This window comes from Paenibacillus sp. 1001270B_150601_E10, from assembly GCF_015558675.1.
Lineage (GTDB): Bacteria > Bacillota > Bacilli > Paenibacillales > Paenibacillaceae > Paenibacillus_B.
On sequence record NZ_JADMOL010000001.1, the window covers coordinates 109,236 to 124,757 of the forward strand.

The following is a 15,522-nucleotide window of genomic DNA, read 5'->3' on the forward strand; positions in this document are numbered from 1 at the left end:
ATGAATTATGCCTTATCTACATTAAAATATTGGGCCTGCGGATGAGCAAACACCATAGCGCTGACTGAAGCCTCCGGCTCCATCATGTATCCTTCCGTGAGTTCGACCCCAATATCCTCTGGCTGCATGAGCTTAAACAATGGCTCTTGATCCTCAAGATTCGGACAAGCGGGGTAACCAAACGATACGCGAATCCCTTGGTAACGAGCACCAAAGCGCTCCTTCATCGTCATGTCCTCACGATCCGGGTAGCCCCATACTTCGCGCATCATATGGTGAACGCGTTCAGCAAGTCCTTCCGCAAGCTCAAGTGCTAATGATTGCAAAGCATGCGAACGCAGATATTGACCATCATGCTTCCACTCTTCAGCTTGGTCCCGAATGCCGCGCCCTGCTGTTACAACAAGGAAGCCAACATAGTCCATAATCCCGCTTTCCTTTGAACGAAGGAAATCAGACAGACAAAGGAACGGATCAACCTGCTGCCTTGGGAACGTAAAGGTATGGAGAAGCTCGTTGTGATTATCCGGGTTATAGATATGGATCGAATCCCCTTCCGATTGGGCTGGGAAGAAACGATACATGGCATTGGCCTGTAATAGTCCATTCGCAGAACCCTCGCGGAGCAGCGTCTCAACAGTTTCTTTCAGCTCCAGCACTTTTGGATCCTTAGCGGCTACCAATTGTTCCACATTGCCTTTTAGACCAAGATGATGTCCTAACAGCATCTGCATGTTCAAGTATGGCACGATCTGCTGTGTTGGAATATCACGCAGCACATGGCGGCTGCAATCTGGCGGAATATAGACCTGTGCATCCTTAATATTGGAACGCACCGCACGAGTTAAAGTCGGAAGCGTCTTTTCTTCCTCCATCTCTCTTGCAAGTCTCTCCTTATGAGCGCGCAGCTCTTCAATCAAGATACGTCGCTCTCCGTCGTTCATGATCTTATTTGCGATATCGAGACCATCCATCGCATCCTTCGCATATAGAACGAGCCCATCATATTCTGGGCTAATGCGATTCTTCGTGAATTTCCGTGTCAATGCTGCACCGCCGACTAAGATCGGAACATCGATGCCCGCAGTACGAAGATCCTGTGCCGTAATGACCATCTGCTGAGCGGACTTAACCAGCAATCCGGACAAGCCAATGGCATCTGGCTTCTCGCGATGGTAGGCCTCGATCAGCTGCTCAGGCGGAACCTTGATTCCCAAGTTGACAATGTTGTATCCATTGTTGGCTAGAATAATCTCAACAAGGTTTTTGCCGATATCGTGAACGTCCCCTTTAACGGTTGCAAGCAGAATCTTGCCCTTCACTGCGGATTCCGCCTTTTCCATGTGCGGCTCCAGGAAAGCAACGGAAGCCTTCATCACTTCTGCGCTTTGAAGCACCTCCGCTACGATCAACTCGTTTGCGTTAAAGAGGCGGCCAACCTCCTCCATCCCTTTCATCAACGGACCGTTGATAATATCGAGCGGTGAATATTTCGTTAAAGCTTCCGTTAGATCGGCATGAAGTCCTTCTTTTGTGCCTTCTACTACATATGAAGCGAGGCGCTCTTCAAGCGTTAGATTGATAGCCTTCTCCTTCTTCTCTACCTTGCGGTTTCGGAAAAGTGCTACGAAGGCTGCCAGTGTTTCATCGTTAGTGTTATATAAAAGCTCCTCAGACAGCTTTCGCTCGTTTTCCGGTATAGATGCATAACGCTCCAGCTTCTCCGTATTAACGATCGCGTAATCCAATCCTGCCTTCGTACATTCGTACAAGAACACGGAGTTTAGAACCTCGCGGCCTGCTTCTGGCAAGCCGAAGGAAATATTACTAATCCCAAGGATCGTCTTAACTCCAGGCAGTGCCTCTTTGATCAAACGAATCCCTTCGACAGTCTCCTTTGCAGAGCCAATGTACTGTTCATCCCCTGTTCCAACAGGGAACACCAGCGGGTCAAAAATAATGTCCTCTGGAGAGATGCCAAAGTCATTTACGAGTATATCATGCGAGCGTTTCGCTACAGCGAGCTTGTCTTCCTTCGTAATCGCTTGGCCGCGCTCATCAATCGTACCTACAACGAGCGCTCCCCCATATTGATGTACGAGCGGCACAACCTGCTCGAACTTCTCTAATCCGTCCTCTAAGTTAACGGAGTTAATTATTGCTTTTCCCTGTGTATATTTCAAGGATAGCTCGATTACGTTTCGATCCGTGGAATCGATCACGAGCGGTACTTTGACTTTTTTAACAACCTCTTGCAAAAAGACCGTCATATCTTCTGATTCGTCACGGTCAGGGTCCTGCAAGCAGACATCGATGACATGAGCACCGTTCTTCACCTGTGCGCGCGCAATCTCTGATGCTTCCTCAATCTTGCCTTCTGCGATAAGACGTTTGAACTTGCGGGAACCAAGCACGTTTGTACGCTCGCCTACCATGTAAGGGCGGCCCTCATCTTCGATATAGACCGTTTCAATTCCTGATACCGCAGCTGGATGCTCTCCAGACTGACGACGAGGTGCATAGGTTGCCATAACTTTGGCCATCTCTGCAATATGTGCTGGCGTCGTTCCACAGCAGCCTCCTGCAATATTCAGCCAGCCCTGCTCTGCGAACGTGCCAAGCTTTCGCGCCAGCGATTCCGGCGATTCATGGTACTGTCCATTTTCATCTGGAAGTCCTGCATTCGGATAACAGCTGATGGCACTCTTCGCAATGGAAGCAAGTGTGCGAAGATGGTCACGCATGAATTCGGGACCTGTCGCACAGTTAAGACCGATCGAAATCGGCTTTAAATGTTCTAAAGAGATATAGAATGATTCAATATTTTGTCCCGCAAGCGTTGTACCCATCGGTTCAATCGTACCCGATATCATGATGGGAAGCTCCTTGCCGGAATCCTTCATTGCACGCATAATCCCGATTGAGCCTGCTTTTACGTTAAGTGTATCTTGAGAGGTCTCAAGCAAGAGACAGTCCACACCTGTATCTATTAGTGCGATAGCCTGTTCATAATAGCTGTCAACAAGCTCGTCAAAAGTAACACCGCCGGTTACGGATAAAGTCTTTGTCGTTGGCCCCATTGCCCCCGCCACATAGCGTGGGTGTTCCGGTGTTGAATATTTATTCGCTGCTTCTACAGCCAATCGGCCTGCAGCCAGATTCAGCTCCCTCGACCGATCCTGCAAATCATATTCGGCTAGTACGACGCTTGTTGCACCAAACGTATTCGTCTCAATAATATCCGCGCCAGCGGCAAGATATTGTTCGTGTATGCTAGAGATGAGATCAGGACGTGTAGCGACCAAGATCTCGTTACATCCGTCAAGACTTTCCCCCCCAAAGTCATCTTCCGTTAGATTGGCTTGCTGAATCATGGTGCCCATGGCACCATCCAATATAAGAATGCGCTCTTGAAGACTCGCTTCTAACGTACGTTTACTCATCCTGTTGCCACCCTCTATCTATACTCATGTCAAAACATTAGAAATAAGTGTATCAGAACTCACCCCATTAGGAAAGAAAGGAATTCATTCCCGAAATGTTTTCTTGCCCAATCATTTCCTATGTATTATAATACCAGTTAATTAATCTTATTGGAGAAGTGAGGAATTAACATGGCACAAATACGTATTCGCAACACCGATCAGGTTATTACTGGAGAAGAGAATGTGCGTTCATTCCTGAATGAGCAAGGCGTATTATACGAGCATTGGGATGCTGCAAAGCTTCCAGAAGCGCTGCGAGACAAGTTCAACCTGTCAGATGCAGAGAAGCAGCACATTCTTGATGCATTTGATGCAGACATTCGTGATCTTGCTTCTCGCCGCGGCTATTTGACATGGGACATTATTTCCTTGTCCGATGCTACTCCGAATATCGAAGAGCTGCTCAAAAAGTTCGAGCAGGTGCATACGCACACCGAGGATGAGGTTCGTGCCATTACAGCGGGTGAAGGAATCTTTATCATTAAAGGATCGGATGATGTAGGATACATGGATGTGCTTGTGCAAGAAGGAGACGTCATTTCCGTTCCTGAAAACATTCCTCATTTCTTTACGCTGACAGAGTCCAAAAAGATTGTTGCCGTGCGTCTCTTTATCGAAACAGAGGGCTGGGTAGCACATCCTTATGAGGATCCTTCATTTATCAAGGCATAAGCCTTCTTTAGACAATGATGAGAACACCATATCGTGGACGTTTGAAAGCGGAGCGAATGTGATTGATGTTGGGGATCTATCATCCGATTGAGCACTGGCATTATAAATTTAGAAAATTATGCATTCAATTTAGGAACAATACCCCGTTAGGCCTTATTGCCTAGCGGGGTTATTATCGTTCCATTATTTTATATGGCGGAGCTCTTAATAAACTGCGATTTCCTCTTCATCAAGAAACGTGATTTCCTCGTGTATGCGGTCTCCTCTGTTTGTCTTACATCAACCTGCACAAAGTCCTCTCTCGGGTCATTTAACCATGCTACAACCTTCTGACCTTCTGTGACACTAAAGTCTGCGATTGTGATCTTTTCAACAGAATAGGATTGAACAAGATCAAGCACCGCTTCTCTAGCAATCTTCCCCGCATCGCCTAAGCAGCATACCTTCATCATCCATCCTCCTGTCCCATCTCTATCAACATGAGCCCCTAATTGATATTAACTTTCCATTACGCGACTAACGGCTTGGATAAATCGTTTCATATCCTCAGGAAATACATGTCCAATCGTGCCGACACGGAATGTATCCGCTTCTGTTAGTTTCCCAGGATAAATAACAAAGCCTTCTTTCTTCATCCCCTCATAGAACGTGCTGAATACAAATTCACGTCCCTCTACCTTTGGATAATGGAAGCTTGTAATGATAGGGCCCTGCTGTTCAGGAGGAAGCACAGGCATGAAGCCCAATTCCTTCATTCCTTCCACCAGCACTTGATGATTGCTTGTGTACCGTTCATAACGTGCTTCAATTCCGCCTTCTTGCTGCAGCTCCTTAAGCGCTACCGACAAGGCATGCACCGTATGTGTTGGCGAGGTATAACGCCATTTTCCGCCTGACGTCTCCATGGTATGCCACTGGTCGTAAAGGTCTAGGGATAACGAACGAGCATAGCCCGCAATTCGCTCCATACTGCTCCGCTTTGCTACAACATAACCAAAGCCGGGTACGCCTTGCAGACACTTATTCGAGCTGCTGACGATATAGTCAATATCAAGTGCCTCTACCTCAATAGGAATGCCACCAAATGTGCTCATCGCATCCACAATCAGCGTGCAATCGTGCAGCTTAGCTACTTCACACAGCTCTTTCAGCGGATTCAACATACCAGACGTGGTCTCCCCATGCACGAAGGCAACGTGGGTAATCTCTTCATGTTCCTCCAAGCAGCGCTTCAGCTTCGCTGGAGACAACGGGTCAACATGTGATTCCGTCATGACCACATGCTCAATGCCTAATGTAGATGCAATCTGAGCCATGCGATCTCCATAAGCACCATTTGCACCGATTAACAGTTTGCCATTCTGAGGTATTGCACTGCCGATAACCGATTCTACGGCAAAAGTGCCACTGCCCTGCATGAGCACTGCTGTATACGTTTCGGGACGAGCTTGAGCAAGTTGAACGATCTGATCGCGTATCGCTTCGGTTATGGATTTATACTCCTCATCCCAAGTACACCAATCCAGCATCATCGCTTCTCTAACGGGTTTCGAAGTCGTTAAAGGTCCAGGAGTTAGGAGCAAGTAGTGGGATTCTTTATTTCCATTTAAATCAAACTCTTGATTAGGATTCGCAGTATCGGCAATATTCATCATGGACGGCCTCCTGTCGCTAGCAGCATTTCAATCTGGCGAATTGCCTGTGGAACATCATTAATGGAGTTAATGACAAGATGGGCGCCACTTTCTTTAAGACGGGTTTCAACCTCTGCTTTGAGCGCCTCCAGCTCTTCTGGATCGAACGCTTCGACTTCCTGCCGGCTGAGCCCAAGCTCACTGCTTCCTTCAAGAATGCCAACCGTCCAAACTCCAGCATTCCGACCCTCATGCATATCACTTACGGTATCTCCTACTTTCATGACTCGATCAGGCGGATAGACAGACAGCTGCTTCATATTCTCGTAAATCATCCATGGATATGGACGACCTGCAGGTACCTCGTTAGGCGTTACCAGACAATCAGGCGAATAGCCGAGTTTTGCTGCTTCAGGCACGATAATATTCATCATTTCTCGGGTATAGCCTGTCGTACTGCCAATCTTTAACCCCTGCTTCTTCAAAGAAGCCACCATTTCCGACACGCCTTCAAGCGGTGCGCCAAATTGATGAAGGATGTCAAATAAAGCAGGCTCAAAACGCGCATACAGTTCGTCAATGTCCTGCTCAGTTGGAAATTGCCCGTATTTCTCCTCCCATATCTGACGAACACGCTCCTGCTGACAGATCGCTGCGATATGATCTCTTTTCTGCATGCCCATCGGCTCTCTTGCTTCCCGATCCGTAATCTCGATGCCTCGCTCTTGAAATACCTGCTTAAACACCTGCAGCGGTGCAAAACAGCCATAATCGACAGTTGTCCCCGCCCAGTCAAAAATAATAGCCTCAATCATGTTCATTCCTCCTCTAGGTCACTATTTATCCTTAATCAGTCGTCCGCTGCTTCCAACGATCGTTTCGTTTTCGAAGACGCGCCGTGATTCCTTCATAGATGGCGCGAACGACAATGCTCGTAATCACAATTAGCATCGATAATGCAGCTGCTGGTGCCACATCTCCAGCATCATCCATATTGACAATCGCAACCGAAGCCAGCTTCAGGTCTGCCGCATACAAGAATACGACTGCTGAGATCGTAACCATGGAATTGATAAAGTAATACATGCCAATTTCTAAAATGGCACTTAGTGTCATCGGTACGGTGACCTTGTACATCGTTCGATAGAATGGAACGCCTAAAGAAGAAGACACATTCTCGAACTCAGAATCCAGCTTTTTAAGTGCCGATGAAGCTGTTACATAAGAAACGGAGAAAAAGTGAACCATGTTCGCCAGTACTAGAATGCTGATGGTTCCATACATGACATGCAGCGGATTGCCCTTCATATTGAAGAAAAAAATATAGGCGATCCCGATGACCAATCCAGGCAGTGCAAGTGGGATTATCGCTAACAATCGCGTTGCGTTGCGCATGATGGGCAGCACCTTCATCTTCTCAACCACATACGCCGTAACGAAGGTGAGTACCGTTCCTGCTATCGCCGTCCACAGCGAGACCCATATGCTGTTCCAATACGGATTCATTCCAGCACCTGCTGCTTTAGAAAAATCATAGTGCTTGAATGAAAGGGAAAGATCATAAGGCCACACCTTTACAAGTGACGCCCATGCCACTGTGCCTATCAATAAGATAATTAAGCTTGAAATGATGTAACATATACTGCCGATCACCCGGTCCCTGAGAGGATTTGGAGTGATGACATAAGGAACTGCTTTAGAAGAATAGGATATTTTTTGTTTTGACGATACATAACGGTCAACCCACCATGCTGCAAGCGCAGGCACTAACAGCACCAGCCCCACTACTGCACCCATGGACATGTTTTGCTGCCCGATCACATATTTGTATAGATCTGTCGCTAGGACATTGTAATTGCCTCCTACAATCTTAGGTGCTCCGAAATCAGTGAAGGCAAGCGTGAATGCAACAAAAAAGGCGCTTAGCAAGCCATACTTAACTGATGGCAATGTAATCGTACGAAACTGTCGATAACCACTTGCCCCCATCGTCTTAGCTGCTTCATAAAGTCGGTAATCTGCCATAGCAAAAGAAACGAGCAGAATCAAGTAAGCCTGAGGAAAGGTATACATCACTTCCGAAATAATAATGCCAACAGGGCCGTATAACGGAATAGAAACCCCAGGTAACGTACCGAAAGCCCCGGTCGTGACGACACCTTGATTTCCAAACAAATAGGTTAGCGCTATACCATGCATCATGGATGGAGCAAATAAAGGGAGCAGCGCTGTATATTTCAGCCAGGCTTTTCCTTTTAGCGAAACGCGCGTTACCCCGTATGCATAAATAAAGGCAAGCACAACCGCGATCATCGAGCTGATTACAGAAATATTCAAAGTTTGAATAATGGATTGTACCAGACTTGGTGATGACAAGTACTGTACAATCAAGCCAAAGCCTACAAATTGATGCTCTTCATTGATAAAGACTTGTGTGAACAATGAGAATAGCGGGAATAGGACTGCAGTAGCTAGAAACAATGTCATGACGATTATCATTCCACGCTGTATGTTCAGCTCATGCTTCAATGTCATGACCTCCTTAGCTGTTTACTGCGGAGCGCAGCTGCTGGCCAAAAGTAATGATGCGTTCTGAAGGCAAGGTATACATGATAGGATCGCTTCGTTTTAGCTCTAATTGATGAAGAATCTGTGGCGATACATCGATAAGAATTGTTTCATATTCTTGATTCATCGCACGGACCGTAAGACGATAGAACGACCCTCGGAATTCGATATTTTCAATTTTTCCAGTTTCACCAAGACCACCCTTCCGTTCTCGGCTTAATTGAACGTGTTCAGGACGAATGGCATACACATTGTTCTCAGCACTTGATTCTGGACTCCACTTTGGAATGAAGTTCATGGTGCCGATGAAATGTGCTACAAATGGACTCTGCGGCTGTTCATATATGTCCTGCGGAGAACCGGCTTGCAGGATATGACCTTCATTCATCACCACAATCCGATCTGCCATCGTTAAGGCTTCATCCTGATCATGCGTAACCATGATTGTTGTCATGCCAAGCTTGTCATGAAGCAGCCGAATCTCATAACGAAGCTTCTCTCGCACATTTGCATCTAAAGCGGATAGTGGCTCATCCAGAAGCAGAATCTTTGGAGACATGGCTAGTGCACGCGCGAGTGCGATGCGCTGCTGCTGTCCCCCAGAGCACTGTGCTGGATACTTGTCTGCAACATGACTCAGATTGACGAGCTCAAGGACTTCCTTCACCTTCTCCTTGATGTCATGCTTATTCCACTTTTTATTTTCTAGCCCGTAAGCAATATTTTGTGCTGCTGTCATATTGGGAAAGAGCGCATAGGATTGAAACATCATCGCAAAATCTCTTTTCCCAGCCGCTACATGGGTAATGTCATTTCCCATCAGTTGAATGGATCCTTGGTTCATGCTGTCAAGTCCTGCAATCAGTCTGAGCAAGGTGGATTTCCCGCATCCACTCGGGCCTAATAAGCATACAAATTCATTTTGATGCACATTCAGGCTGATCCTGTCCAAGGCTAGAAAAGAGCCGTAGGATTTGCTTATCGCTTGTAATTCCAAGTAAGGTTGATTCATGACGTGCACTCCATTCTCCTAAACTTTGCTGAAGCGTCGCAATCTCTGATGCGCTCAATCTCCATTAGATTGACTTAATCATTAAGATTTCGGTTCACTCTTGCCGTCGTATTTCTCCTGCCACTGCTTCAATACCGCGTCGCGTTGAGCCGCCATTTGCTGCAGATCATTTGGAATAAGCTGAGACATCGGGTCCTTCTCATAGCCTTCTGGAATCGTACCTTCTGATTTCAATGAGATAATGGCGTAATTTTTGTTGTATTCCTTCATGGCTTCATCCGAAATGGCCCAATCCAAGAACAGCTTCGCTTCTTCTTTGATTTCAGTTTTTTTCATCAAGCCATTAGCCTCAACATCCCAGCCGGATCCTTCTTTAGGAAACACAACTTCTACTGGAGATCCGCCATTCTTTTCTTGAATTCCGCGATAGCCGAAGGAAATGCCAATCGGGAACTCACCGGCACCGGCCATTTTCGCTGGCTTAGAGCCAGAATGCGTATATTGCGCCATGTTCTCATGAAGCTTATCCATATACGTCCAAGCTTCGTCTTGTCCATACAGCTGAATAAGCGCACTGACTGTCAAGAATCCTGTTCCCGATGAGGCTGGGTTCGGCATAACGATAAGACCTTTATACTCTGGCTTAATCAAATCCTCGTACGAGGTAGGAATCGGTAGGTTGCGTTTCTCAAGCTCTGGCTTATTCACAATAAAAGCCGTTTCCCATGCATCAATACCTACCCATTTTGCTGGGCTGTTCGTATCTTTAAATTGATCCTGAATTCTCTCAATCCCCTTAGGATCATAGCCCTCTAACATTTGATTTTGATCCAATACCAACAAGCTTGTTGCTGCCACGCCCCATACGACGTCTGCTACCGGGTTGTCCTTTTCCGCCAACAATTTTGCTGTAATCACACCTGTTGAGTCTCGCACCATGTTCAATTTAATATCTGGGTGCTTTTCTTTGAAGGAAGCGGTGTAGGTTTCAATGATGTCATCTTCTAATGCGGTATATACCGTAATCTCTTTTTGTCCCCCTGTGCTGCAAGCAGCTAGAAAACTTAAACTCATCATGATCGTTAATACTAGCGTTATCCACCTTTTCATGTTAGGTATCGCTCCTCTACTGGATCAATTGTTGTGTGTGTGACATCTCTAAGAATAGACACTTAACGTAAATTTCAAATTAACGCCATGTAAAGGTATTGTATAGATTTGTAACAGCATGGATCATTGTGTAAAAAGAAAGACCATTAGCGCAAATCCGCCAACGGTCTTTTTCAACATTCATAACTTGAAAGCTATAAGAACGAACATTTTCAGCTTATGTCTGGTCCTTATTCTTTTACTTCAAATTCTTTTTTTGGCATGGAATGCATGCCTTCTGCCGATACGTGGGAGATAATCGTGTATTTCCCTGGCTTATCAAATGTATGCTTTAATACATACACTCCATCTCCTCCTGTTACGGCCTCTTCTTTTTGATGGGTCTCGTCACCTTCCATCCAGTATTCAAACTCTACTTTTTCCGCCTCTTTGACAGGCTGGTCCTTCAATGTTACCACCGCTTCAAAGGTGGCCTCTTCCTGGACTCGAATATCGGTTGGAACCTTTAACTCAACATTAATCAATTCCACGGTCCCCTCTTGCATATTATGTTCGCCATGATTGCCTCCATCTTGCTGTGCATCCTTGCTGCCGCACCCCGTTAATAGGCTAGCAACCAATATCATGACCACACCGACACGCTTCCACATATTCAATCACTCCCCCCAACTATCACTTCATCATTTTTCCATTTCCATATATATACTATAGCTCATTACAAATGACTCGATGGAGCTATATCCCCACCTAACTCTTGAATATTTTGTGACAAGCATCACAGTGAATGGCATATCTCGATCATTTCAGTTCTAAAGGGACAATTGTTAATGTGCTACTTATCCTATCATCGAGAATATAAAAAAGAGCCTACGTTATACGTAAGCTCTCTTTGTCATTGTAAGCGTTCATCAAAAGTAGAATAGCTCTTCTAAGTGATGCAACTGTAAATAGCTTATTCGTTTGTAACCTGTTATACTGGCTGCTGTTGATTTATTGTTTCTATAACGTCAAACAATTCCAACAAGCACGTAATTGTATATTCTGGCGTAATATCCTCACTTGGCTTCATCTCATGGCGATTAATCCATGCATTGTGCATTCCCATTTGAATTGCACCAATAATATCCGTTGTCAGCTTATCTCCAACCATGATTGTCTCCTCAGGCTTTAAACCCAATAAATCCAACGCATGCTCAAAAAGGCTGCGATTAGGCTTGCCATGGTCATGATTACCCGAGATCACAATATGATCGAAGTAGCTCGCGATGCCCGGAACACCATCCAGTTTCTCCTGCTGGAGAGAAGGTGAACCATTGGTCAGCAGCAATAGCGGATAACGCTCACGCAGTCGATCAAGCACTTCAAATGTCTCGTCATAGACATAGGGACGGTTGCGGCGTTCTGTCATGAACAGCTCTGCGCATGTCTCCCCTAGCTTAGGATCGTCAACTCCAAGTGAAAACAGTCCATTTGTCCATGCTGCAGCCCGATACTCTGGCGCAATCTTTTCCAATGTACGAAAAGCGGTATGTTCTCCGCCAGTAAAATGCGCCCAAAGCGCCTCAAAAGGGTTGATTCCGATGTTCTGAGTAAACGAATAGGTTTCATACGAAGCATATAAACTTCTTGCAGCCTCTCTAACTTTTAGCTCAAGCTGCTCTGCATCTATTCCTGACTGCTGCTCTGCATACTGACAAGTCGCTTCAAACGCTTCACGAACACTTCGTTCGTCCCACAATAGCGTATCATCCAAATCAAAACATACCGCTTTAATTGTCATGGTTCCCCCACTCCCACTCAGTTCGATTGTTCATACTCAACTTTGTTTTGTTGAGCAAATTGAATGAGTCGTTCCGCCATTGCATCGGTGTCAAAGCGGTTAGTCAAGCGAACGAACACCCAATTCGATCCCTTCTTAGCTGGCTCGATCTGAACAGAGCCCTTTGTTAAATGAATCTTTTTGATGTCCTTTGCATACAGCACCTTAACTCGGTTCCATTTTGTCGTAACCAAATGATCTTTTGCGACCTTAAGATAGGGCCTTTTGAAAAAGATCATTAATGCAAGTAAAATATACAGCACAATGGTGATCCAATATAGGGTTGTGGATTGCTCTTGCGAAAACTGGAACATGAACCCATAGACGACAGTCAAAATAAGCAGCACGCTCGGCAATATGATATTGCGCCCTTTGAATTCATCTGGCTGTCCCGGCTTCTGAACAGTCCCACCACCACTTTTTTGGCGGTTCTTGTAAAGGTTTTCACTATTTTTGCGTACCTGACGTTCCCACGAACGCGACATATGTACTTGTCCTCCTATTCCTATGCTCATATCGATCTAGATGCTTGTACAATACAGCTATGGCTGATCATACAGATGAACCTGACTGAATAGCTCAGCAGGCTCATGATTCTATATAGACTACGTATTAATGAAAGTTGCGAGGATCAGAGTTTGCTTCTTGTTCCCCGTCTTCATCTTCTACATAGCGAATATTATCCAGATGATGACGAACTTGAGCTCGGAATAGAACCAAGTATTGTTCGCGCAGTTTGGCTCTTTCTTGAACTTCAGCGTCTGTCAAACCAACCGTCTTTTGCTTCCGGGCTAATTCATTAATACGTGCGATTAGCTTCTCGTTATTCATTCTCAATCCTCCATGTCTACCCTTGCATTAACCTTTACTTTGACATGGTGAAGAGACGTTGTCAAGTCTCTGCCCTGACAGTGAAATCAACCTTCCAAATCTAACATCATATCTACATGCTATAGGAAACCATTCATCCTTTTACAGAAAAATACATCCAGGTTATTTGGAGTCTTTATCATAAATAGGCACTTCAATAATTTCTCCTGACATCAAGTATCTACCCTGAATGCCATTATGGTTTGCAATCTCATTAACGAAATCACGAATATCCATGCCAGCAGGCAAATACTCCTTCGCAATTCCCCATAAGGTGTCACCATTCATAACAATCACTTCTTTATATAAGGAACGAGTATCATCCTTATCTTGTGTCCATGCTTGTACGATTGAACCGCAAGCAATGAATAAAGATAAAACGATTAGAGCTGTAACGATAAATCGACGCACTTTGCGAACGTCCACTTGATATGTATGATGAGTTCTCTGCTTATTGGCCTGTGAATAAATAGATTGGTAACTTGTATACATCTTCCGACGCCTCCAAACGTTTGTTCTGTTTCATAGCGATAATTTAACACGAACACTTGTTTGAGTCAATATGTTTTTAGAACAGTCGTTCGTATTTTTTCACGTTTTAGAACTTACGTTTGTGCGAACGGAGGTTCTGTGATATACTTTCTTAAAAGTGTACTCATTGGAGTTGATATCATTGTCGAAACTATCAAGTCGTCAACAAGCGATTCTTGAATTTATACGCAACGAAGTTCGTCTCAAGGGCTATCCGCCTTCTGTACGTGAGATCGGCGAAGCTGTCGGGCTTGCTTCCAGCTCTACAGTTCACGGTCACTTGGATCGTCTTGAGAAAAAAGGCTACATTCGCCGTGACCCTACTAAGCCTAGAGCGATTGAGCTTCTAAGCCATGAGCAGTCCGAACGCATTAGTGAATACAATCATTCCTTTATACGTGTTCCTATCGTAGGTAAGGTAACAGCAGGGGAACCTATTACAGCTACGGAGAACATTGAAGATTACTTCTCCCTTCCATTCCACATGGTCGGCGATGAGGATACGGTATTCATGCTGTCTGTACAAGGCGAAAGTATGATTGAAGCCGGCATACATAATGGTGACTATGTTATCGTTCGCCAGCAGCAAACAGCGAATAACGGTGATATTGTTGTCGCTATGACCGAGGAGAACGAAGCTACGGTTAAGACATTTTATAAGGAGAAAGATCATATCCGTCTCCAGCCGGAGAATACGACGATGGAGCCTATTCGTCTCCAGCACGTGACGATCTTGGGTAAAGTTATCGGATTGTTCCGTGATTTCCACTAATTTTATATGTACGATGGGATCATTTTGTTAAATCCTTCATCATTCTGAAAGACATGTAGCCAATTGGTTAACATGTCTTTTTGTTTATCATGACCTCATCTATTATGATATGCGCCCACAATTATGAATAGTCCGTCTGATAACAGCACAATCTATATTCAGGTTTTACTACGAAACCGTAATTTTACCATTTAGGAGGACACTCAAATGCATTCTCATACACAGCAAATTCGTCAAACGATTGAACAACTGATCCAACAAACAAACCAAGCAAGCGTGAAGTATCAGCAACTGCTGCAACAAGAGCTTCAAAATGCGCAGCAATTAGAAATGCTAGCACAACGCGAACGTCAAGCAGCTCAAGCCATTCAAACTGCACTACAGGGCCACCAAACAGTCATTTCCCAATTCCAGTCCATTTTGCAAGAGTGCAACCACTTGGAATCTGCCGGAAGATCATACGGCTATACAAATGTAGGTTATCATCCAAGCCTGTCTGCTCAAGTGCCTACACAATCGTATACTTCGTATAACAATCAATAATGATAAAAGCCGCTGCGAGTATTCACAGCGGCTTTTATCCATTATCTGTTCTCATTTCTAGCTATCTAGTCATGGACCAACATGACACGATCTGTAACCATGAATTGCAGCAAAAAGTTTACATAAAGTGTGTAGGGCGATTTACATTCTCCTTCTGAGCCGCACTTACCATAAGCAGTATTCCAGAAATAATGTGCATGATCATCCCTACAAACGGTATCCAAGCAACCAATGAAGTAACAATACCGACTACCGAACCATACTTCGATTCATTGTTTCTGGCAGAAAGAATCAGTGTCACAATGTGCAAAATGAACATAACGCCGAGTGGTGTGTATCCTGTGGCCACTATAATTAAACCGCCAAGGACAGGTATTCCAAGAAACAGCTCAAATGCACCTGTAATCCATTTCATAATTTTTGAATTAGTCATACAGCACTCCCCTATCTAGGCATTTTATACCATACAACTATAACAAAAGCTGTATGTAAACACTAGCATATTT

15 protein-coding genes and 1 pseudogene are annotated in these 15,522 nt (G+C 44.9%); 3 read left to right on the forward strand and 13 right to left on the reverse strand.

Going from position 1 to position 15,522, the window contains the following annotated elements; translation table 11 throughout:
- Positions 1–5: 5 nt before the first annotated feature.
- A complete protein-coding gene (gene metH / locus I2H74_RS00540; RefSeq protein WP_195570721.1) occupies positions 6–3,443 on the reverse strand; it encodes a methionine synthase in 3,438 nt (1,145 codons plus the stop codon).
- A gap of 171 nt (positions 3,444–3,614) precedes the next feature.
- On the opposite strand from metH, the gene I2H74_RS00545 reads away from it, so the two are divergent.
- Positions 3,615–4,157, forward strand: coding sequence for a 1,2-dihydroxy-3-keto-5-methylthiopentene dioxygenase (locus I2H74_RS00545; protein ID WP_195570723.1), 543 nt, complete (start codon positions 3,615–3,617; stop codon positions 4,155–4,157).
- Between the two features lie 242 nt (positions 4,158–4,399).
- On the opposite strand, the pseudogene I2H74_RS00550 reads toward I2H74_RS00545, so the two are convergent.
- The 11 genes and pseudogenes from I2H74_RS00550 to I2H74_RS00600 form a co-directional block, all read right to left on the reverse strand.
- Positions 4,400–4,606, reverse strand: a pseudogene (locus I2H74_RS00550) (saccharopine dehydrogenase NADP-binding domain-containing protein); the annotation flags it as partial.
- A 48-nt stretch (positions 4,607–4,654) separates the two neighbouring features.
- The gene (phnW, locus tag I2H74_RS00555) at positions 4,655–5,809 is read right to left on the reverse strand and encodes a 2-aminoethylphosphonate--pyruvate transaminase (RefSeq protein ID WP_195572070.1); all 1,155 of its coding nucleotides are present in this window, start codon (positions 5,807–5,809) and stop codon (positions 4,655–4,657) included.
- Positions 5,809–6,606, reverse strand: coding sequence for a phosphonoacetaldehyde hydrolase (gene phnX / locus I2H74_RS00560; RefSeq protein WP_420707402.1), 798 nt, complete (start codon positions 6,604–6,606; stop codon positions 5,809–5,811). The genes phnW and phnX overlap by 1 nt, the downstream gene beginning before the upstream one ends.
- 31 nt (positions 6,607–6,637) lie before the next feature.
- Positions 6,638–8,326, reverse strand: coding sequence for a putative 2-aminoethylphosphonate ABC transporter permease subunit (locus tag I2H74_RS00565; RefSeq protein WP_195570727.1), 1,689 nt, complete (start codon positions 8,324–8,326; stop codon positions 6,638–6,640).
- Between the two features lie 7 nt (positions 8,327–8,333).
- On the reverse strand, positions 8,334–9,371 hold the full coding sequence (locus tag I2H74_RS00570; protein ID WP_195570729.1) for an ABC transporter ATP-binding protein: 1,038 nt from the start codon (positions 9,369–9,371) through the stop codon (positions 8,334–8,336).
- Positions 9,372–9,452: 81 nt separating this feature from the next.
- A complete protein-coding gene (locus I2H74_RS00575) occupies positions 9,453–10,481 on the reverse strand; it encodes a putative 2-aminoethylphosphonate ABC transporter substrate-binding protein (protein WP_195570731.1) in 1,029 nt (342 codons plus the stop codon).
- 230 nt (positions 10,482–10,711) lie between these two features.
- Positions 10,712–11,131 carry a FixH family protein gene (locus I2H74_RS00580; protein ID WP_195572071.1) on the reverse strand — a complete coding sequence of 140 codons (420 nt, stop codon included), beginning with the start codon at positions 11,129–11,131 and terminating at the stop codon, positions 10,712–10,714.
- Between the two features lie 320 nt (positions 11,132–11,451).
- Positions 11,452–12,261 (reverse strand): HAD family hydrolase, encoded by an 810-nt coding sequence (locus tag I2H74_RS00585; RefSeq protein ID WP_195570733.1) that lies wholly within the window; start codon positions 12,259–12,261, stop codon positions 11,452–11,454.
- Positions 12,262–12,278: 17 nt separating this feature from the next.
- Positions 12,279–12,785, reverse strand: a complete 507-nt coding sequence (locus I2H74_RS00590) for a methyltransferase (RefSeq protein ID WP_195570735.1) — start codon at positions 12,783–12,785, stop codon at positions 12,279–12,281.
- 127 nt (positions 12,786–12,912) lie between these two features.
- Positions 12,913–13,131, reverse strand: a complete 219-nt coding sequence (locus I2H74_RS00595) for a DUF896 domain-containing protein (RefSeq protein ID WP_195570737.1) — start codon at positions 13,129–13,131, stop codon at positions 12,913–12,915.
- 162 nt (positions 13,132–13,293) lie between these two features.
- Positions 13,294–13,662 carry a LysM peptidoglycan-binding domain-containing protein gene (locus I2H74_RS00600; RefSeq protein WP_195570739.1) on the reverse strand — a complete coding sequence of 123 codons (369 nt, stop codon included), beginning with the start codon at positions 13,660–13,662 and terminating at the stop codon, positions 13,294–13,296.
- 181 nt (positions 13,663–13,843) lie between these two features.
- Here I2H74_RS00600 and lexA point away from each other — a divergent pair, with 181 nt between their 5' ends.
- Both lexA and I2H74_RS00610 read left to right on the forward strand, forming a co-directional pair.
- Positions 13,844–14,473, forward strand: coding sequence for a transcriptional repressor LexA (lexA, locus tag I2H74_RS00605; protein WP_195570741.1), 630 nt, complete (start codon positions 13,844–13,846; stop codon positions 14,471–14,473).
- A gap of 207 nt (positions 14,474–14,680) precedes the next feature.
- A complete protein-coding gene (locus I2H74_RS00610) occupies positions 14,681–15,016 on the forward strand; it encodes a hypothetical protein (protein WP_195570743.1) in 336 nt (111 codons plus the stop codon).
- 118 nt (positions 15,017–15,134) lie between these two features.
- Here the strand turns inward: I2H74_RS00610 and I2H74_RS00615 are convergent, their stop codons facing one another.
- Positions 15,135–15,449, reverse strand: coding sequence for a hypothetical protein (locus I2H74_RS00615; RefSeq protein WP_195570745.1), 315 nt, complete (start codon positions 15,447–15,449; stop codon positions 15,135–15,137).
- Positions 15,450–15,522 lie beyond the last annotated feature (73 nt).